At 58.5% G+C, this 19,845-nt stretch carries 17 protein-coding genes; 5 read left to right on the plus strand and 12 right to left on the minus strand.

Annotation, left to right across the window (positions count from 1 at the left end; translation table 11 throughout):
* Window positions 1-106 precede the first annotated feature (106 nt).
* Window positions 107-1,870, minus strand: coding sequence for a cation:proton antiporter (locus tag ABRP31_RS27380; protein ID WP_087269307.1), 1,764 nt, complete (start codon window positions 1,868-1,870; stop codon window positions 107-109).
* Between the two features lie 298 nt (window positions 1,871-2,168).
* Here ABRP31_RS27380 and ABRP31_RS27385 point away from each other — a divergent pair, with 298 nt between their 5' ends.
* Entirely contained in the window at window positions 2,169-2,654 is a 486-nt protein-coding gene (locus ABRP31_RS27385) for an acyl-CoA thioesterase (protein ID WP_027901706.1), read from the plus strand.
* A gap of 168 nt (window positions 2,655-2,822) precedes the next feature.
* On the opposite strand, the gene pdxY is transcribed toward ABRP31_RS27385, so the two are convergent.
* Window positions 2,823-3,689, minus strand: a complete 867-nt coding sequence (gene pdxY, locus ABRP31_RS27390; protein ID WP_027901707.1) for a pyridoxal kinase PdxY — start codon at window positions 3,687-3,689, stop codon at window positions 2,823-2,825.
* Window positions 3,690-3,802: 113 nt separating this feature from the next.
* Between pdxY and ABRP31_RS27395 the strand changes: the two genes are divergently transcribed.
* Window positions 3,803-4,195, plus strand: a complete 393-nt coding sequence (locus ABRP31_RS27395) for a DUF3301 domain-containing protein (RefSeq protein WP_349971676.1) — start codon at window positions 3,803-3,805, stop codon at window positions 4,193-4,195.
* A gap of 28 nt (window positions 4,196-4,223) precedes the next feature.
* On the opposite strand, the gene ABRP31_RS27400 is transcribed toward ABRP31_RS27395, so the two are convergent.
* The gene (locus ABRP31_RS27400; RefSeq protein WP_349971677.1) at window positions 4,224-5,201 is read right to left on the minus strand and encodes a CobW family GTP-binding protein; all 978 of its coding nucleotides are present in this window, start codon (window positions 5,199-5,201) and stop codon (window positions 4,224-4,226) included.
* A 41-nt stretch (window positions 5,202-5,242) separates the two neighbouring features.
* On the opposite strand from ABRP31_RS27400, the gene ABRP31_RS27405 reads away from it, so the two are divergent.
* Window positions 5,243-5,590, plus strand: coding sequence for an NADH:ubiquinone oxidoreductase (locus ABRP31_RS27405; protein ID WP_372489485.1), 348 nt, complete (start codon window positions 5,243-5,245; stop codon window positions 5,588-5,590).
* A gap of 136 nt (window positions 5,591-5,726) precedes the next feature.
* Here ABRP31_RS27405 and ABRP31_RS27410 read toward each other — a convergent pair whose 3' ends face one another.
* From ABRP31_RS27410 to ABRP31_RS27420, 3 genes are all read right to left on the minus strand, one after another.
* Entirely contained in the window at window positions 5,727-6,377 is a 651-nt protein-coding gene (locus tag ABRP31_RS27410) for a DUF1826 domain-containing protein (protein ID WP_349971680.1), read from the minus strand.
* Complete coding sequence (gene zigA, locus ABRP31_RS27415) at window positions 6,377-7,585, minus strand: zinc metallochaperone GTPase ZigA (RefSeq protein WP_349971681.1); 1,209 nt, start codon at window positions 7,583-7,585, stop codon at window positions 6,377-6,379. Before zigA ends, ABRP31_RS27410 begins: the two co-directional genes overlap by 1 nt.
* 211 nt (window positions 7,586-7,796) lie before the next feature.
* Entirely contained in the window at window positions 7,797-9,020 is a 1,224-nt protein-coding gene (locus ABRP31_RS27420; RefSeq protein WP_349971682.1) for an N-acetylmuramoyl-L-alanine amidase, read from the minus strand.
* 105 nt (window positions 9,021-9,125) lie between these two features.
* Between ABRP31_RS27420 and folE2 the strand changes: the two genes are divergently transcribed.
* On the plus strand, window positions 9,126-10,025 hold the full coding sequence (folE2, locus tag ABRP31_RS27425; RefSeq protein WP_349971769.1) for a GTP cyclohydrolase FolE2: 900 nt from the start codon (window positions 9,126-9,128) through the stop codon (window positions 10,023-10,025).
* 1 nt (window position 10,026) lies between these two features.
* Here folE2 and ABRP31_RS27430 read toward each other — a convergent pair whose 3' ends face one another.
* Complete coding sequence (locus tag ABRP31_RS27430) at window positions 10,027-10,548, minus strand: DUF3617 domain-containing protein (protein WP_027902491.1); 522 nt, start codon at window positions 10,546-10,548, stop codon at window positions 10,027-10,029.
* A gap of 169 nt (window positions 10,549-10,717) precedes the next feature.
* Here ABRP31_RS27430 and cls point away from each other — a divergent pair, with 169 nt between their 5' ends.
* Complete coding sequence (gene cls, locus ABRP31_RS27435; protein ID WP_349971683.1) at window positions 10,718-12,157, plus strand: cardiolipin synthase; 1,440 nt, start codon at window positions 10,718-10,720, stop codon at window positions 12,155-12,157.
* A 184-nt stretch (window positions 12,158-12,341) separates the two neighbouring features.
* Here the strand turns inward: cls and cfaB are convergent, their stop codons facing one another.
* The 5 genes from cfaB to ABRP31_RS27460 form a co-directional block, all read right to left on the minus strand.
* Window positions 12,342-13,526 (minus strand): C17 cyclopropane fatty acid synthase CfaB, encoded by a 1,185-nt coding sequence (gene cfaB / locus ABRP31_RS27440; RefSeq protein ID WP_087269334.1) that lies wholly within the window; start codon window positions 13,524-13,526, stop codon window positions 12,342-12,344.
* Window positions 13,527-13,800: 274 nt separating this feature from the next.
* Window positions 13,801-15,726: a cation-translocating P-type ATPase gene (locus ABRP31_RS27445; protein WP_349971684.1), complete on the minus strand. Its 1,926-nt coding sequence runs from the start codon at window positions 15,724-15,726 to the stop codon at window positions 13,801-13,803.
* Window positions 15,723-16,790: a protease modulator HflK gene (locus tag ABRP31_RS27450; RefSeq protein WP_349971685.1), complete on the minus strand. Its 1,068-nt coding sequence runs from the start codon at window positions 16,788-16,790 to the stop codon at window positions 15,723-15,725. Before ABRP31_RS27450 ends, ABRP31_RS27445 begins: the two co-directional genes overlap by 4 nt.
* Complete coding sequence (locus ABRP31_RS27455) at window positions 16,787-17,839, minus strand: protease modulator HflC (protein ID WP_349971686.1); 1,053 nt, start codon at window positions 17,837-17,839, stop codon at window positions 16,787-16,789. The genes ABRP31_RS27450 and ABRP31_RS27455 overlap by 4 nt, the downstream gene beginning before the upstream one ends.
* A gap of 11 nt (window positions 17,840-17,850) precedes the next feature.
* Window positions 17,851-19,803, minus strand: a complete 1,953-nt coding sequence (locus tag ABRP31_RS27460) for a protease modulator HflK (protein WP_349971687.1) — start codon at window positions 19,801-19,803, stop codon at window positions 17,851-17,853.
* Between the last annotated feature and the right edge of the window lie 42 nt (window positions 19,804-19,845).

Consider the following 19,845-nt stretch of genomic DNA (forward strand, 5'->3'; position numbering starts at 1 on the left):
AGCGGTGCTTGCCCGCGATAAGGTCAATGCGATCTAAAGTGAACCGCGTCCAGCCTTATCGCGGGCAAGCACCGCTCCCACAAAAGAACAGGGCGTACGTTCCGACCTAATGCTCATTCGACTCCTGATTATTCCCCAGCGTCTCCAGCAACGCGATCTGCATCCGCGTATGCACTCTGATGAACCAGCGCCATGCCACTGCCGCGACGATGGCTGCGATCACGGCGATCAGAATCAGCAATTCGTTTGTCGGCAGGATGCTCGCGGATAGCGCGGCGAGCATGACGAAGATCACCAGCAAAGACAGCAGCGGGATCACCTCGGCGATCACTTTGCGCACTCTCGCCGTATGCCGGCCGGCCATCTCCGGCTTGACGCCCATCTCAGCCAATAACATCGACAACGCCTTGAGCTTTCGATAGGCCGCGATCAGGAAAGGCAGCGAAAGCAACAAGGCAGCCCCGCAAATCCAGGCTTTCTGCTGACCCACGTCACTGACCCAGTCGCTGATGTACACGCCGATACGCTCGGCAAAATAGCCCCCGCAGAAGAAGATGGCGACGACCAACGCCAGATTGACCCCGACCTGCAACAGAATCCGCCGAATCATTGATGCCAGCAGCGCGCCCTCACCTTGCGGCTGAATGCTGCGTAGCCACTCACCGTACATGCCGAACACCCGCGCTACGCGGCGAGGCATGATGCTCGCCAGTTGGTTCGACAACGGGTCGGCGCCGCGAATCAGATAAGGCGTCAGCAATGTTGTGATTGCGGAGACAGCGACCGCCACCGGGTAGAGGAAGTCGCTGGTGACCTGCAAGGTCATGCCCAGCGCCGCGATGATGAAGGAAAATTCGCCAATCTGTGACAGGCCCATGCCCACGCGTAACGAGGTCTTGCCATCATTACCGGCGAGAAATGCACCCAGCCCGCAGGACAGCATTTTGCCAAGGACAACTGCAACGGTGATGACCGCAATCGGCCAGGCATATTGAACCAGGATCGCGGGATCGATCATCAAGCCAATAGCGACAAAGAAGATTGCGCTGAACATGTCGCGAATTGGTTCGATCAGGCGTTCTATTTTCAGCAGCTGGCGCGACTCGGCCATGATTGCGCCAATCAGGAATGCGCCTAACACCATGCTGTATTCCAGCTTCACGACCAGCAGGCAGAAACCGAAGCACAGGCCCAGCACGGTAATCAGCAGCATCTCATTGCTTTCAAACTTCGCCACGTAAGCCAGCAAACGCGGCACCAGCAGGATGCCGATTACCAAGGCAACGATCATGAACAGCGAAAGCTTGCCGACCGTGGAGAACACTTCGCCCGAGCTGACCGAACCACTGACGGCGATCCCGGACAGCAAGGCAATGATGCCAATGCCCAGAATGTCTTCGACGATCAACACGCCAAAGATCAATTGCGCAAAGGGCTGGTTCTTCATCTTCAGGTCATTGAGCGCCTTGACGATGATGGTCGTCGAAGAAATCGCCAGGATCGCGCCGAGGAACAGCGAATCCATGGTGCTCCAGCCAAAGTACTGACCGATTTCATAGCCGATCCAGATCATCAGGGTGATTTCGAGAAACGCCGCAATGAAGGCCGTTGCGCCAACTTTGAATAACTTGCGCAGGCTGAACTCCAGCCCCAGGCAGAACATCAGGAAAATGACCCCAAGCTCGGCGAGGGTCTTTATGGTGTCTTCGTCATGGATCAGCCCGAACGGCGGCGTGTGCGGGCCAATGATAAAGCCCGCCACGATGTACCCCAGTACAACCGGCTGCTTGAGGCGATGAAAGAGGATGGTCACGACGCCAGCCACCAGCATGATTACTGCCAAGTCCTGAATAAAGCTGATGGCATGCATGGGGTCCGGCTCCTTATGAAACGCATTGCTGCCAGCCGAATTCTCGCCAAACGAAGGAGAATTCAGCTACTGCACTGCAGAAATCTGATTAATTTGTAAGAATTTGCCCGCTCCACGGGCTTTTGCAGGTTAACACTGCACATTCGTTGATAAAGCCGGTGCAATATATGGAAACAGATCGGCGTCACGCGTGACGGCTTACAGCCAACAAGCGTCCCGATAACTGTCACACAACGCTTGAATCCGTAAGCACCGCCATAAGGTGCAATTTCTGAACCGCCTTGATCGTGAGTACGCTATGGAACCCGGAAACGCCCAGCTGTCGATGACTGTATTGATGACCCCGGACATGGCCAACTTCTCTGGCAACGTACACGGCGGCACCCTGTTGAAATACCTCGACGAAGTGGCGTATGCCTGTGCGAGCCGCTATGCAGGCCGCTACGTGGTGACGCTGTCGGTGGACCAAGTGATTTTCCGCGAGCCAATCCATGTCGGTGAACTGGTGACCTTCCTGGCGTCGGTGAACTACACGGGCAACACTTCAATGGAAGTCGGCATCAAGGTCGTCACGGAAAACATCCGCGAGCGCTCGGTGCGTCACACCAATAGCTGCTTCTTCACCATGGTTGCCGTGGATGACCAGCGCAAACCGGCGAGCGTGCCGCCGCTGGAGCCAGAAAGCCCGGACGGCAAACGCCGCTACATTCAGGCCCAACAGCGTCGGCAGATCCGCCAGGAACTGGAAAAGCGTTATCAGGAAATCAAGGACGAGACGCTGTAAGGCGAGACTCAACCCCGATATATCAGGCGACACAGACTATCAATTGGAATGCTATTCCTGTGGGAGCCGGGCTTGCCCGCGACATACGAGACGCAGATATAAGATGCACCGCGTGATCGTTTATCGCGGGCAAGCCCAGCTCCCACAGGGGACCGTGCTGACCACACTCTACAACCGCACCGCCTCAAACCTCACCCGAGGATGAGCCGTGCGGTCCTGGGCGCGGACCAGTTCCAGTTCGTAGCTGCCGCACGCCTGAGTTTCCAGCAAGACTTCATGTACTGCGGCGGCCGCAAATTCAAATGCCGCGACCAGTTCATCCCCGAGCAGCACACGGGCCAGGAACAATCCGGACGTCAGATCGCCGACACCCACTGGCTGGCGCGGAAAGGCCAGTAGCGGGCGACGCAAGTGCCAGCTGCCATCGGCGGTCACCAGCAACATTTCAAAGCCGTCAGCGGGCTTGCCGGGATAATCCACGTGTTTGACCACAATGGCTTTCGGGCCTCGGTCCAACAAGGCGCGCGCCATGGCCACGCAATCGGACAGCGACTCAGGTTTACGGCCAGAGAAGCTATCGAGCTCCAACTGATTCGGGCACATGAAGTCCGCCACCGCTGCCGCTTCTTCAAGCAGAAAATCGCTGACTTCGGCGGGTACGCTGCAGCCTTTCTCGGGATGCCCCATCACCGGATCGCACAGATAAAGCGCATTAGGATTGGCGGCTTTGATCCGCTCAACGCCCACCAAAATTGCTCGGCCCTGGGCGGCGCTGCCCAGGTAGCCGGAAAGCACCGCATCGCAATTGCCCAACTCACCAATCGCCGCAATACCGTCGATCAGCGCGGGGATCTGTTGCGGAGGCAATACGTCGCCAGCCCACTTCCCGTACTGGGTATGGTTGGAGAACTGCACCGTGTTGAGCGGCCAAACATTCACCCCGATGCGTTGCATCGGAAACACCGCAGCGCTGTTGCCTGCGTGGCCGAAAACCACATGGGACTGAATGGCGAGCAAATGGGGTGTACGTTTCATCTGGGGTTCCTGAACACGATGCAAATGCAGTAGCAAGAAATTTAAGTCGCGCAGTATGGCTGCAAATCCCCAGAGACAGTTAAGCTGGTGGCACTTTGTTGGAGTGCTTCTTCATGCTGACCTTGGGAAACATGTTTGTCCTGATGCTATTGGCCACTGGTGCGGCATGGCTATGGCATGCCCATGGTTTGCGCGAACGCGCCCTGGAGCGCGTCAAGCAGCACTGCGCAAAACTGGATGTGGAGTTGCTGGATGGCAACGTGGCGCTGCGCAAACTGACCTTTGCCCGAGATGCACAGGGACACAAACGACTGGCCCGTGTGTATAACTTCGAGTTCACTGTCACCGGCGAGCAACGCCACCCTGGCACTATTACCATGTTTGGCGCACACAACGCGCAGATTGAACTGGCGCCCTACCCGTTCGAGATGAAAACGCCGCCCCCTAGCGCGGAAATTATCCAGCTGAGCCAATGGCGGCAAGAACACAACAAGTGGAAGCAGTAAATCACGCGCGGCTTGTGGATAAGTTGTTCTAGAGCAAACAAGCAGCCAGTTCAACCTGCAAACGGTCCTCATCCTGTGGCTGCGAGAAGATCAATTCAAGCCGAGAATCCCGTCGCCACTCGCTGGCCTGCCACTGCACAACGTCCCCCGAGACGGCGTTGCCTGACATCCAGCCGCTCCCACTGTGGATAACCAGTTTGGCGCGGCGCCAGTTCATTCCCTGCAACCACATTTCCAGACGCCTCAGATCAAAACGCTGGCTAGGGTGCCAACGCCAGCCGATGCTCCAGCCTTCTTGCTGACTCTGACTGAGGTAAATCGGTTGGACTGGATCTGCCCATATCGCAGGAAGCTGCCCCAAGCTCTTGGGCAGCGAGAGGTTATCCACAGCGGATTTATCCACAAGCGAACCGGACGTTGTGGATACGCCAGGCAATTCAGTCAGCAAGAGTCTGCCCTGCTCGGTCCAGATCACTTCTCCCAAGGGCAATTGCTCAATGATTCGCTGGCGTGTTACCGCATCCAGTTTCGCTGACTTATTCAAAACCAGTAGCCCTGCGGTGTTCAGCGCGGATTCCTGACTCGGTGGCAATGGATGACCAGCGGCTAATGCCGCTGCGTCGAGCACCATCACGCTCGGCTGAACCGTGAGCACACCCAGCCAGGGCGCTTGCTGCAACTGCTCAATCAACTGTGCGGGATGACCGAGGCCGGACGGCTCGATCAACAACCTATGCGGCCTGGATTTTCGTAGGAGCCTACCCAGACCGATCTGAAAGGGCGCGCCGTTAACGCAACACAGGCAACCGCCAGCCACTTCGCCAAGTGCGATACCATCGTCGGCCGTGGTCAGAAGCGCGGCATCCAGGCCAATCTGACCGAACTCATTGATGAGGATCGCCCAGCGCTCATCTGCCGGCTTCTGCGCCAACAGATGTTTGATGAGGCTGGTCTTGCCTGCCCCCAAAGGTCCGCCGATGACGTGGGTCGGGATGTTCTGCAGCATGGTGGTCGCTTATGACGAAGGCGTTAAAGGCCAGGATCGGGATGTTTCTGGGGATGATACTGGCAACCAGCGCAGGAAGCGCATGGGCCGAGGCCTGTCTGGTGCACAGTCAGGCCGAACGGCTGGACGTTAAAGTCTGTCAGGCCAACCGCAACATCCCGCCCAAATTGTTTCATGACGGCTTTTGCCAGCCGCAACTCGCGGGGCAGAAAACCGATGTGACGTTTCTGGAGCAATGCCCCACTGGAGCCTTTGGCATTTGCAGCAACGCGCAAGTCGCCAATATGCCGTATCGCGAAGACATTCACTATTACGGCGTGGCCAGCGATGCGCAGTATTTGAAGCCGTTTTGTGAGGGGCAGAGTCAGGGGAAGTGGTTGGTGCCGTGAATGGGGGAACCCCTGTATCTGTGGGAGCAGAGCTTGCTCGCGATAAGGCTGAACGCGGTTCGCTTTAGATCGGGTCCAGCCTTATCGCGAGCAAGCTCTGCTCCCACACAAATCAGATCCCATGCTCAACATGCTTCTAAGCCAACCAATCCAGGGTCAGCAGCAACCGCCGTTCATCACGCTGCAACGGCGGCGAACGGTGCACAAGGCCTTGGCCTTCGTTGCCGGTCCAGCGCTCGCCCTTGAGTAACGCCACGTCGCCGCAATTGATTTGCCTGATCTTCAGCGCATCCCGAGGCTCGGCCTGTGGGTCGCCCAACTGTCGACGGTCGATCGCGCCCTCCTTGAGCCACTGGCTGCCGACACCGGCATAGGTGGTAATCAGGCGCGCTGGTACGTGATCCACATGAAAACGCGGGCACATGGCTTTATCCAGCACCCGCAATCTAACGCCCACTCGCTTGGCCCCCAACAGGCAGGCATAAGCGCTGATCAGCCATGAAACGTCGGCGATAAAACCCGCATAGCCTTCCAGGTCGGCGTAAGCAGAAGCGAAACTCTGAAGATTCGGCGGCGTATCGTCATCGCTTATCTCCAGCGTGATGGCCTCCGCCAGCGGCTCGTTCAGGGAAAGCAGCAGCGCGCCAAAGTCTTCGATGTGCGCAGGCAACTGACGCTGCCAGACCGCCAGATTCACATCGTCTTCCAATACCTGGCTAAGGATGGCCGGAGTATCACCCTGAACCTGACGGATGCGGGGCTGCCATTTCAATACCGTCGCGAGCATTACGCAGCCTCCCCTTCATGCCATGGTCCAAATGGATCGGGGAGCGCCACCCAGCCATCGGTGCCCAAGGCCATTTCCGCATCGGTGAGCAAGCATTTATCCAGTTCGGCGGTGAGTTGCGCAAAGTCGATGTTCTGACCGATGAACACCAATTCCTGCCGGCAGTCACCGGTTTGTGAGGTCCAGTTGTCCATGATCGCGGTGATGTTTTCTTCATCCTGGGGCCAATGCGCACGTGGCACGAACCTCCACCAGCGACCAGCAAAGCCGTGGCGCATCAAACCTCCGGCCTGAGACCAACTGCCCGCGTCCTGATGCTTGCTGGCCAGCCAGAAAAAGCCTTTAGAGCGCAGCAGTTTGCCGTTGGTCCATTCGCGATCAATGAAGCTGAAGAAGCGCTCCGGGTGAAATGGTCGCCGAGCGCGATAAGCTGTGGACGCGATGCCATATTCCTCGGTTTCCGGCACATGCTCACCGCGCAACTCCTTGAGCCAGCCAGGAGCCAATGACGCCCGTTCGAAGTCAAACCGACCGGTGTTGAGGATCTTCGCCAACGGCACCTCGCCCATCACCATCGGAATGATTTCGGCATTGGCATTGAGTCGCTGCAGAATCGCGATCAACTCTTCGCGCTCGCTGGAACTGATCAGGTCGATCTTGCTGAGCAAGATCACATCAGCGAACTCGATCTGCTCAATGAGCAGGTCGGTGATCGAGCGGTCGTCATCTTCACCCAAGGTTTCACCCCGAGTCGCAAGGCTTTCTGCCGCCTGGTAGTCGAGCAGGAAATTCACCCCATCGACCACTGTGACCATGGTGTCCAGCCGCGCCATGTCGGTGAGGCTCTTACCTGCTTCATCACGAAACGTGAAAGTCTCCGCCACTGGCAACGGCTCGGAAATGCCGGTGGACTCGATCAATAAATAATCAAATCGTCCGTCCTGAGCCAGACGGCTGACTTCTTCGAGCAGGTCTTCGCGAAGGGTGCAGCAGATACAGCCATTGCTCATCTCGATGAGTTTTTCTTCTGCGCGGTTCAGGCTGACATCACGCTGAACTTCGCCGCCATCGATGTTGATCTCGCTCATATCGTTGACGATAACGGCAACCCGCAGATCTTCGCGATTGCGCAATACGTAGTTCAACAACGTGCTTTTACCGGCACCGAGAAAGCCGGATAGAACGGTTACAGGAAGGCGGTTTGGCATCGGGATTCTCATCAGGTTGCAGGGTTTTGACCCTGTTCGCATGGCGGTGCGAGGCACCGATCAATCACCCGATTAATGTTATAGTATAACAATGCAAACAGTAAACCTGTCTTTGTAGGAGCGCACGAGCAACGCGAGGCCGCGATGGCGGAGTGCCTGAAACACAGCGATATCGTTCATCGCAACCACGCTCGGCTCCCACAGTAGAACGTTAAACCTGCCCGGTTTTCTTCTGCTCTTGCTGCCAAGCCATGTACGAATCAACCGGCGGATTGCGCTGAAAATACCGCTGCAATCCGTCGAACAATCCATCCGCCACAGCCTGTTGATGGCGTGCTGTCACAAGCCGCTGGCTGTCTTTGGCGTTGGAGATAAATCCGGTTTCCACCAAAATCGACGGCACATCCGGCGACTTGAGGACCGCAAACCCGGCCTGTTCGACGCGTTTTTGATGCAGGGTGGTGATGTTCGCCAGGCTACCGAGGATGGTATTGCCCAACTGCAGGCTGGCGGCGATGGTGGCGTTCATCGACATGTCGAGAATGACCCCGGCCAGCATCGGGTCCTTGTCTTTAAGGTTGAGCAAGCTGGTGGCACCCAACAAGTCCGCGCCGTTCTCGCGCTGCGCCATAAAGCGAGCAGTCGCTGATGTAGCGCCGCCTTCGGACAAAGCAAATACCGATGCGCCGGAAGCGGTCAGGCGCGGTGCCGCGTCGGCATGCACCGAGATAAACATGTCAGCGTTGTGCTTGTGAGCAATCTCGACGCGCTTGCGCAGCGGCACGAAGAAGTCGTCATTGCGCACCAGTTGCACATCAAAGCCTTTTTCCCGCTTCAGTCGTTTGGCCAACAGTTGAGCGATGGAAAGCACCACATCCTTTTCCCGCTCGCCCTTGGCTCCCACCGCGCCTGGGTCCTTACCGCCATGCCCCGGATCGACCACCACCATGATGTTGCGCTTGGGGTGCTGTTTGTCACTGACGACCGGCGCGCGTTGCGCCGGCTGCACCGCCAGTTGTTGCGCAGCAGCGCCCTCTGCGCCCAGGTCCAGAACCAAACGATGCCCCTGATCGCCAGCAGGCCCCAGCAGAAAGCTGTTGAGTTTCACGGGTCCGGTCAGGTCGAGAACGATACGCGTGTCATCGCCCTGCCCGTAGTGCCCGGAGCGAATCGATTTGATCAGCGTGTCTTGCAACGCGAGCTGACTGAAATCCCCGCTCAGACGTGCGCCGCTGATGTCGATGATCAGTCTGTCCGGCGCGCCGAGGGTAAAGGTTTTGTATTGCACAGGACCACTGAGGTCCAGTACCAGACGTAGTTTGTCGTCGGTACGCCACAGACGGGCATTGCGGATCTGAGCAGCGTTGGCACCTAGCGGCAATGCGAAGGCAGCACTGACCAGCAACAGGTTAAGCAGAATCTGACGGCGGTGCATGCGATGACCCGTTCAAAAGTGAAGAGCATCCCAGCCCAAAAAAGAAATCGTCGAAATTATAGTTATAGTATAACGTGATGATTTACTCGACTGATGGCCTCTTTCATGAAACTTGCTTCACTTCCGGATATTGCATCGCAAGCCTCCCGCCAGGCACAGCCGCTGGACTGGGTGGGTATGTGTGGAATCGCGTTGCCCGTATGCATTGAAGGACACCACGTCAGCGCGAAAGTCGATGCAGGCGTTAGCCTGGAGGATGGAAGCGCGAGGGGCATCCATATGTCGCGCCTGTATCTGGCGCTTGAATTGATGGAGGGCAAGGAGCTAACGCCTCTCTCAGTTCAGGAGGTGTTGCTGTGTTTTCTAGAAAGTCACGAAGGCCTGTCTCAACGTGCCTATTTGAATATTCATACCGAATGCCTGCTCAAACGCCCGGCGCTGGTTAGCCCATTGGCAGGCTGGAAAGCCTATCCAATCAGCATATTGGCGAGTCTTGAAAGCGATATGTTCCACGTGGAACTAAAAATTGACGTGGGCTACTCATCCACCTGTCCCTGCTCAGCAGCTCTGGCAAGGCAGCTCATCCAGCAGCAGTTCACTGAAGACTTCGCCAGCGCGGAGCTGGATTATCAAAGTGTTCTTGACTGGCTAGGCACCGCCGAAGGTATCGTTGCAACGCCGCACAGCCAACGCAGCACTGCGCACTTGCACGTGCAACTCAATGAATTAACTAAAGAATTTCCACTTCAGCACTTGATCGACCAAGCTGAAGCAGCGCTCGGAACCGCCGTACAGACGGCGGTCAAGCGTGCAGACGAGCAGGCTTTCGCTCTTGCGAACGGGCAGAACCTGATGTTCTGTGAGGATGCTGCAAGACGCCTGCATCGCTCACTGCAACGCAACCCGCTGTTGAAGTCCTTCACGGTGAAAGTCGTGCACGCTGAAAGCCTGCACGCCCACGACGCTGTCGCTCAGAGTAGCTGGAGCGCCGAGGGAAGTATGTAAATCAGGTCCGTGGTTTGACCGCACCACACTGCGCGCCCTGCCATACCGCGCGGGTGTCCATGCTGCCGTTCTGCTGTTGGCCGGTGGCATTGAATGTGCCGATCACATGGGTGGTGAACTCTCGATCGCTCAAGAACTGAGCCTGACCATTACCTTGAGCTTTTGGACAACTGAAGGTGAATTTCCAGTTTTTACCATTCCGCTCGGTGATGCGTTGCGTGCAGCCGGACTTTGGATCAGTCAGCGGGATGTCATCGCCTTTTACCTGCGCATCGGTCAGACAAAAGCGCACGCCTTTACCCGCCAGCGTTACGCCTTGATTTTCAAGATTGCGCTCAACCATGGCGCGCTGTTCTGGCGGCAGGTTTTTCAACTGCCCCAGAATCATTTGCAGGTCTGGCATGGCTTGACCATCCACTTGCATGTTGCTGGACGTCAACTCCCACAGACCGGGTTGCAGCATTTGCGCCTGAGCCAATGGCGCAACCAGACAGCACATCAATGCCAAAGTGGATTTCTTCATTACTGGATCCTTGTTCAACCCTTGAGGGACAGGAGCAACCGCACATGGCCGCCGGACGATGAGGCTTAGACGGCAGATCATGCAGCCAGTTGCACCGTGAATAAAATAGCGACAATCCGCACCCGCTGTGGTCTGTTAAGCAGCAATGGTGCCTAAGGAAAGATCACGAATGGATTACCACAGCCCGTATTTCTTCGGCTATGTCATTGGATTCATTCATCTGCTCGGGATTATCGCCGCGATTCATGCATTGCTGACAGTGCGGACTGCGCAAGGCTCGATTGCCTGGGCAATGCCGCTGCTGTTTATCCCCTATTTCACCCTGATCCCCTATCTGGTGTTCGGTCGCAGTTCATTTGATGCGTATATCAAGGCGCGACGTCAGGCTAACGAAGAAATGCGCACCGCCATCAGTGATATGAACTGGCGCCCCTGGATTGAAGAGGCCGTCGCCGCCAGACGCTCGGAAGCGTATGCGTCACTACGCGCCATGCCAAAACTGGGCAATACTCCGGCACTCGCCAATAACGAGGTGAAGCTGCTGATCAATGGCGATGCGACGTTCAGCGCAATCTTCGACGCCATCCGCGAGGCGAAGCAGACGGTCCTGATTCAGTTCTTCATCATCCATGACGACGCGTTGGGCCGACGCATGCAGGAGCTGCTCTTAGAAAAAGCCGCTGAAGGCGTGGCCGTCTACGTTTTATATGACGGCATCGGCAGTCACGCACTGCCGGGCAGCTACAGCGAAAAACTGCGCAAAGGTGGCGTGCAGATCAAGGCATTCGCGACGCGCGGCGGCTGGCTCAACAGGTTCCAGATCAACTTTCGTAATCACCGCAAGATCGTGGTCGTTGATGGTACGAAAGGCTTCCTCGGCGGGCACAACGTCGGCGACGAGTACGTCGGCCTCAAACCGCCGCTGTCCCCCTGGCGCGACACCCATGTGCAAGTCATCGGGCCAGTGGTTGCCTGCTTGCAGGAGTCATTTGCCGAAGACTGGTTCTGGGCGACACGGGAATTACCGCCCCTGAGCCTGCCGGACAGCTTCCCGGAAGATGGCGTGCTATGCCAATTGCTGACGAGCGGACCGGCGGACAAGCAGGAAACCTGCTCCTTGTTTTTCGTTGAAGCGATCCACGCCGCAACGGAGCGGGTGTGGATAACCAGTCCGTACTTCGTGCCTGATGAAGCAGTGTCGGCCGCCTTGCACCTTGCGGTGTTGCGCGGTGTGGACGTGCGGCTGCTATTGCCCTCACGTCCGGACCATTACGTGGTGTATGCCGCCTCAACCTTGTTCGCCTTCGAAGCAGTGCGCGCAGGTGTCCGGGTGTTTCGTTACGGGCCCGGCTTCATGCATCAGAAGGTGGTATTGGTCGATAACGAGATCACCGCAATCGGCAGTGCCAACCTCGACAACCGCTCGTTTCGCCTGAATTTCGAACTGATGTTGCTCACCGTCGACGGTGATTTCGCCAGCGAAGTGGAGCAGATGCTTAACGACGATTTCGCACTGGCGCATGAAGTCTCGGAACAGGAAAGCCGGGAAACGCACCACTTGCAACAATTAGGAATGCGCATCGCGCGGTTGATTTCACCGATCCTCTGAAGTGACAGGGGAAAGGCCCGCTCCTTTCAAAAATAACTATCTGATCTGGAATGCTTTTCTGTAGGAGCTGCTTACGAGCACCGCGAGGCCGCGATGGCGGCCCGTCTGGTGCATCGCTATCGTGGCCTCGCGGTACTCGCGCGCTCTTACGCAGACTGCGTGAAAACTATTGCACATTGATCAACTAACGATAGATATCTGCGCGCGTCCATGGCAAATCATGGCTGCCATCGGCGCGAGGTTTGACCGCCAGAATCTGATGCAGATTGATCCAGCCATGGGCAAACCCGTAGGCGCAGCCAGCCAGGTACAAGCGCCAGATGCGCAGCGTTTGTTCCGGGACCATGGCAGCGGCCTGCTCCAGATGCGTTTCCAGTCGGGTGCTCCAGTGCTCGAGGGTTTTAGCGTAATGCAGGCGCAGGCTTTCGACATCCACTACTTCCAGCCCCGCCTCGCTGATGTCAGCACTGATTTTCGATACGTGGGGAAGCTCGCCGTTCGGGAAAACATAGCGGCCGATGAACTCACCGGCACCGCGCCCCACAGGACGACCGTCGATATGCTTGGCGGTAATGCCATGATTCATCACCAGCCCGCCCTCCTTCACCGCGCCAAACAGGCGCTGGGCATAAAGCGCCAGGTTGGCATGCCCCACGTGCTCAAACATGCCTACGCTGACCACTTTGTCGAAGCGACCGTCCTGAGGCAGGTCCCGATAGTCGAGCAACTGCAGATCAACCTTGTCCTCCAGGCCTTCAGCCTTGACGCGGGCTCTGGCCAGCTTCAGTTGCTCGCGACTCAAGGTAATACCGAGCACTTTCACGCCGTATTCTCGCGCGGCGAAACGGGCCAGGCCTCCCCAGCCACAGCCGACATCCAGCAAGTACTCGCCCGGCTTCAGCCGCAACTTGCGGCACAGATGGTGGAATTTGTCTTGCTGCGCTTGTTCAAGGCTTTCATTGCCGGTTTTGAAATAGGCGCAGGAATACACCATCTCCTTGTCCAGCCAGAGCTGGTAGAACTCGTTGGAAACATCGTAATGGTAGGAAATCGACGCCGCATCAGTCGCTTTATCATGGTGGGAGCGGACCGGGCTGCTGTCATCCTCATCATCACCCAGTGCTTGAGTCAGCTCATCACAAACCCGCATGACTTCGCTGATGGAGCCCTCCATATCCAGCCGACCTTCCACGAACGCACTGCCCAGCAGATCGAGGCTTGGGTGGGAGAAGTCGGAAACCAGTCGGGGGTCTTTGACGACGATAGTGACGCTGGGCATAGGCCCGAGGTCGAGCTCATGACCATCCCAGAGCTTGAGACGTAGCGGGAGGTGAAGATTCTGTAGGGCCGGTGGAAGTTGCGCGAGCATTTGAGTAAACCCCCAATGATCAAGAACTTGAAAAAGCGTAGTCGAGGATCAGTCCTGCAATAGGACTGGCCCGCTATAGGGTCTATAACCAATAACTACGAATCGACTTCCGGGAACAGCCCTGTACCCCACCTGATTCGAGACAGCCATGACGCTGGAAATGCAGCGCTCTACTTGACTGACTATTAATTTGTAACAGAGTTCTTCAAAGCTCAAGCAATTTTTTATACTTAGCAGACCGCTCTAGCCCGCCGTTTGCGCGACCCTTACAGAGTCAATGGCGCGCTGCGGCTGACAATTCGCCCAACGGCTCATGCAATCGCAGCAGTCTGCCAGCGTTACCCAGCACCAGCAGCGTGCTCAGGTTGTGCAGGATGGCGGCGACCATTGCTCCGGCCGCGCCCAGCCAGCCGAAAGCAGCCAGGCCCACAATCGCAAGGGTCCAACCCAGACCGATGATGACGTTGACCTGTAGCGTTCGACGGCATTGTCGGCTCAGTCGAACACAGGTTCCCAGCCTTCGCAGATCACTGCCAATCAACACGATATCTGCTGATGCCAGCGCAATATCGGCGCCACCCGCGCCCATCGCCACCCCCACGACACCTGCTTTGAGGGCGAGGGAATCGTTGATGCCATCGCCCACCACCATCGGCCGGAAGCCGCGACTGATTTCAGCCCGTACCCGGGTCAACTTATCCTCAGGCAAGGCTTGTGACTGCACGTCGGTAATGCCGACTTCCAGTGCCAGTGTGTTCGCCACGGTTTGCCGGTCACCGGTCAGCAGCAACTGCCTGCCCAGGCCCAGCTCGCGCAGTTCAACCAAGGCTGCACGGGCCTCTGGCTTCAGCGTATCGGCCAGCAACAGCCAACCGAGAAACACACCGTCGAGTGCCAGACCGGCAATCGGACCGTCGTGAATCGGGACCACTGCGGTGGTGATGCCCAGTTGCTCGAACAACTCGGGACGGCCCAGTGCAGCAATGCCCAGTTCGCTCGTCGCCACCACACCCAAACCCTGAAGCTCGCGAATATCGCTGAGCGCCAACTGCTGATCCTTGGCAATCAGACTGGCCAGCGCGCGGCTGACAGGGTGACTGCTCGCGCTGCCCAGGCTTGCCGCCAATGGCAGAAAGTGCGGCGACTCAGGCCCCACACTATGCACAGACTCAATTCTTAACGTGCCAAAAGTCAGGGTGCCGGTCTTGTCGACGACCAGAGAAGTCAGGTCGGCCAGCTCTTCCAGAAAGGCCGAGCTGCGAATCAGAATCCCGTGTCTTGCCGCCACGGCGATACCTGCGATGGCCGTCGCCGGAGCCGATAGCACCAGCGCACACGGGCAAGCGGCAACCAGCACGGCGAGCATGGCCTGAGCGTTATTGGTGACGAACCAGGTCACTGCGGCAATCAGCAACACCAGCACCATGTAGCTGCCCGCATAACGCTCCAGCAGCCGGGTGATCGGTGGCTTGGAGCGCTCGGCGCTTTGCATCAGCGCGATCACTTTGCCCAGTGTGGAATCCTGACCGGTGCGCGTCACTTCAATATGCAGCAGACCATCCAGATTGATCGCCCCGCCAAACACTTCAATCCCGGCCCTGGCCTCCAGTGGCACTGACTCACCGGTAATCGGCGCGGTGTCCAGACTGGCCTGACCCGAGATCACTCGTCCGTCAGCGGGCACCCTATCGCCCGCACGGACTTCAACCTGATCCCCCGCAGCCAGCGTCGAATTATCCACTTCCTCCACGCTGCCATCGGCCTTGATCAGCCGCGCATGGCTGCGGGTCAGGCGGCCCAGCGCCTGAATAGCCTCCTGAGAACCGATGACGCTGCGCTCTTCCAGCACATGGCCAAAGATCATGATGATGGGCAGCAGTGCGGCCGTCATCAGGTCTCCGGTAGCCCAGGCGCCCAGCATCGCCAGCGCGATCAACTGATCAGTGACACCGTGCAGGCTGGGATAACGCAGGCTGTGCCAACCGGCGCTGACTACCGGGATCGCCACCAGCACGGAAGCCGCGCCCAACAAAAGCTGGCTGACGCCAAACTGATCCGGCGCGACAAAACGCCAGATCAGACCCAACCCCAACAGCCCCAGCGCCAGCATCGCCAAGGTCAACTGTCGTGCAGCGCTGCGTTTTTCCGGGGCGCTGAGCATGCTCTGCCCTGCTGATTCGTGAACGGCTTCGCCACTCATTGTTCTGCTCCCTGAATGATCAGGCGGGAATCGTCACGGGGATCGACAGCGGTCACGGAACCCGCTTGGCCGAGGATTTTTGGCACGCGTTCGCGATAGAGGCGTTGCAGCAAACCGGGGTCGCTCCCGGAGTGCATCGACTCACTCAGGCTGGCCACCGTGACCGTATCGGTCTGAGCTTTGGCCAGACGCTCGGATGCCTGGGCATGCGCCACTTGCAAGGTACGATCGGCCTGCTGGTTTGCCGTCTGGATAAGCTTTTCAGCGTCGTTGCGCGCATTCGCCACGGCTTGATCAGCGAGCTGGCTGGCGGTCAGGACCGAGTTGAAAGCGTTGATGGCTGCACCGGGCAAACTCGATTGAACATCGACACGGGTTACTTCGATACCAATGCCGACGCCCGTGGCACTCAGCTCTGCGAGCCTCTGATTGATACCGCGCACCAGATCGCCACGCAGGCGTTCACGTCGTTCGGCTGACTGGCTGTCGGCCGAAACCAGCTCGGGGCGAGCGACCAGAATGGTGTCCAGATCCCGCGCCGCCGTCAGCGCCACGGCACTGCGATTGACGAGTCGGTCCAGCGCTGGCGCCACATGATCACCCTGCAGGACGAAGGCGTACGGGTCGCTGACTTTGTAGTAAACCGTGACGTCCAGTTGCACCACCCCGGCGTCCCCGGTCAACAGATAACCCGACCCGGCCAGCGCATCGCTCATGGGTGCCGCAAAGCTTGCAGCCTTGTCGGCCTGCACAGCCGAGAACGAACGCAGCAAAGTCTCCACACGCCGTTCAATCACCCGGTCCGCAGACGGCAGCAGCACCACTTGTTCAAACGGTTGCGGCCAGGCTGTCAGCAGCCCGGCATTCTGGACTCGCTCCAGTGCGCCCATGCGTAACACCACGGCACGGTTTTGCGGATCGATCTGCCGCACGTTGGACGCTGCCCAACCCAACGCTGCCAGAATCGTCACGCCATAAAGGGCCAGAAACGCCAAACGGCTGGCCTGCAACCATGGGTTGTTCGAGGCCGGTCGTTGATTGCCTGAGGCGCCGTGCTCACTCATGGTTGCGACCCGGCTTTGCCATTCGGCGTTGGAGAGCCATCCAGCGTGGGCGGGCCATCAACCAGCACTTTGAACGGCGCGGCATCGGTGCGCAGAATCAGTTTGGTGCCGGGGGTAACAATGGTCCCGAGCGTGTCCAGTGAGCGCAGAAGGTTATACAACTGCGGCGAACCGGCATAAGCACGGCCGTAGATTTGCGCGGCTTCGACTCGGGATTGAGCTTCGATATCGGCGGCCTTGACCGTAGCGTCTGCTTCAACGATTCGCGCATCACGCTCGGCTGCCGAACGAATCTGCGCCGCTTCGCGCTTGCCCACGGCGGTGCGTTCGGTAGCGATGGTTTCGCGCTCGGCACGCATCCGGTCCACAGTGGCGTTGAGCGTCACCGAAGGCAGGGTCAAACGCTCAACCCCGACCTGCAAGACGCGCACGCCATAGGTGGTGAGCAATTGTTGATCAATCTGCTGACGCAGTTGGTTTTCGAATTCGCTGATCCGCACCTGGCTGGCGTCGGTGTTCACCAGACTCGACAGATCAAAACTGCTGGCCGTGGTTTCCAGCGCAGAACCCACAAACGTGCGGATCTGCCGCGCCGCTTCGTCCGGCTGGTTTTGCACGGCTCGCATGAAGCGTTGCACGTTGTCCGCATCGCCCTGAACCTGCCACGCGACATAGGCCTGAACGATGATGCGCAACCCGTCACGCGTGCCGACATCCTGCAAGCCGCTGGACGTGGTGCGTAAACGCAGGTCCACCGGTATCGCCGCCTCGAAAGGCGCAGGCCAGCGCCAGTTCAAACCCGGCTCCAGCAACACTCGCGAAGGATTACCGAAACGGGTAATGACCGTCGCCTCGCCCGAGCGAACCTGAACCAGACTGGCCGCTGCCACGGCAAACGCGATCAACAATGCCGCGAGCATTCCCCGACGCCATGGAAAGGCGGCAGAGCCGGATGATTCGCCGTGATGGTGGTGACCGTGATGATGACCGTCATGGCCGTGGCCGCTGTGATCGTGACCGGCGTGATCGTGGTTATGAAACAGACTCAAGGGACGACTCCTTACTGAACGGCTTTACGCGGCGCCGTTGGGTCTGCCGGTAGGGTGAAGGTACGCAGGTCGATGGTCGGCGCGTTGTTCGCCCCGCCCAGACGGTGATCGAGCACCAGCATTTTCGAGTGGGCAAGGCCCTGGCTGAGTTGCGTCAGGTACTGCTCAAGCAAGAACGCCTGCCCCGCTCTGGCGTAACCCTGCTGTTCGGCACTGAAACGCAGTTGCGCGGCTTGAGCGTTAGCCATGACTTCCCGAGCGCTGGCGGTGGCTTTGTCATGGGTTTGAGTGGCGTTGAGTTGCGCCACATTGGACGTGCTGCTGGCCGCGCCCCGCTCCCGGGCAATCAGCGCCTGAGCACCAATCTGCGCGGCCTGAACCGCGTGGTAAGCGTTGGCCGCTCCCGCAGGCGGGTGAATGGCTTCAACCACCGTGGCAAGAATCTCCACACCACTGTCGAGTCGCCGCAAGTCTGCCTGGATCGCATTGCCGATATCACGCGCAAGGTCGGAGCGCTGCTCGCCCAGCAATTCGTCCAGCGTCCGCGAAGCAAAGTCGTGCACGAGCACCCGGCTGGCGGTGCTGCGAATCAACATCGGCACATCGGCGCTGTTGTAAGTGGCGGCCATGGCGGCTTCGTCGCTCAAGCCGATGCGATAGACCAGACGCACGTCCATGTTGACGATCTGAAAGCCCTGCTTGTCGCCTGCACTGCTGGCGATCACCTGGGACTTTTCATTGATATGGCTGGCGTCCCACAAACGGTTGGTGCTGGCCGGCGCTGGCCCTTCTGCTGAATCGGACACAGGAGCAGAAGTGACACCGCTCGCATCGGCGACGCTGGTGGCCAGTTCGTGAACCACACCGTTTTCAACCGCCAATACCCGGCCAAAGGGCCAGGGCAGGCCAACGTGCAATCCAGGCCCGAGCACCTCTACCGGCTTGCCGAAACGCTCGTAGATGCCGCGTCCTTGCATGGGGATTTCATGCACACCGCTGAGCGCCCACCCCAGCGCCACGACTGATGCCAAGATGGGCAGAAACGCCCGCCGCATGTAGGTGAAGGCCCAGATCTGCCGCAGGTCGATGCCAAAACGGTTATGTAATTCGTGCTGGAGGGCCTGCAAAGGTTGCGGCGGCCAGCGCAACAGGCCCGCCATGAAACTGCTGGCCGTCAGACGCGGCTCGACGCGGGGATTACGCGGATTGAATAGCGATAACGCCGCGCGGATCAGCAGTTCGATGGCAACGAGGCCCGGCGACAATCCGCTCAGCACCGCCAACCGGGCTGTCCATGGGCGTTCGACGCTGGAGAAAAACAGACACACCGCACCGATCAGCAGCACCGCAATCGCCACGCGGGTCATCTGCGCCAGTTGCGCAGCTTCCGGCCACTCGGCCTGCTCAGCACTGAACTGGCGCTCAAGGACCAGCAGGCCGAACGCCAACAACACCGCCGCACTGCCCGCGACGCTGCCCATTCGTGAAAGATCATTACCCGGCAGTGATAGATCCCAAACGGCTTCCAGGCAGATCAGCGCCAGCACTGCCCAGCCGGCCAGCCATAGGGTAGGCGCGCCAATTTGCGCCAACATCGAACTGCCCAGGTTGCTGATGCGCGCAAGGAGCCGCTCATACCAGCCAGTGTCCTCAAGCTCATGGATGTACGGCGCAACCTGAGGCTCGCCGCCTTTCAACGCCAAAGCACGCCATTGCGCAACGCCGTGGGCGGACTGCAGAGCAGCGGCTAACAGCAACAACGCTACCGCAGCGTTAACCAGCACCGCAGCCCACAGCGTATTCGCTGCGAACAAGTCAGCGAACAACGCCAGAATCAATCCAGAAATACCTGCGCCACCCGTTGTCCAGGTCAGGCGTTGCAGCCGCGCCGCATGAACCGCGGCTCTTTGAAACCTGGGCAGACCGTTAAGGCTGCCGTGTTCAACATCCAGATCAACCCGCATCGACGCCCCAGAACTCACCGAATGTTGCTGCCATAGCCCGGC

It is taken from the genome of Pseudomonas caspiana, from assembly GCF_040224095.2.
In the GTDB taxonomy this organism is placed as follows: domain Bacteria; phylum Pseudomonadota; class Gammaproteobacteria; order Pseudomonadales; family Pseudomonadaceae; genus Aquipseudomonas; species Aquipseudomonas caspiana.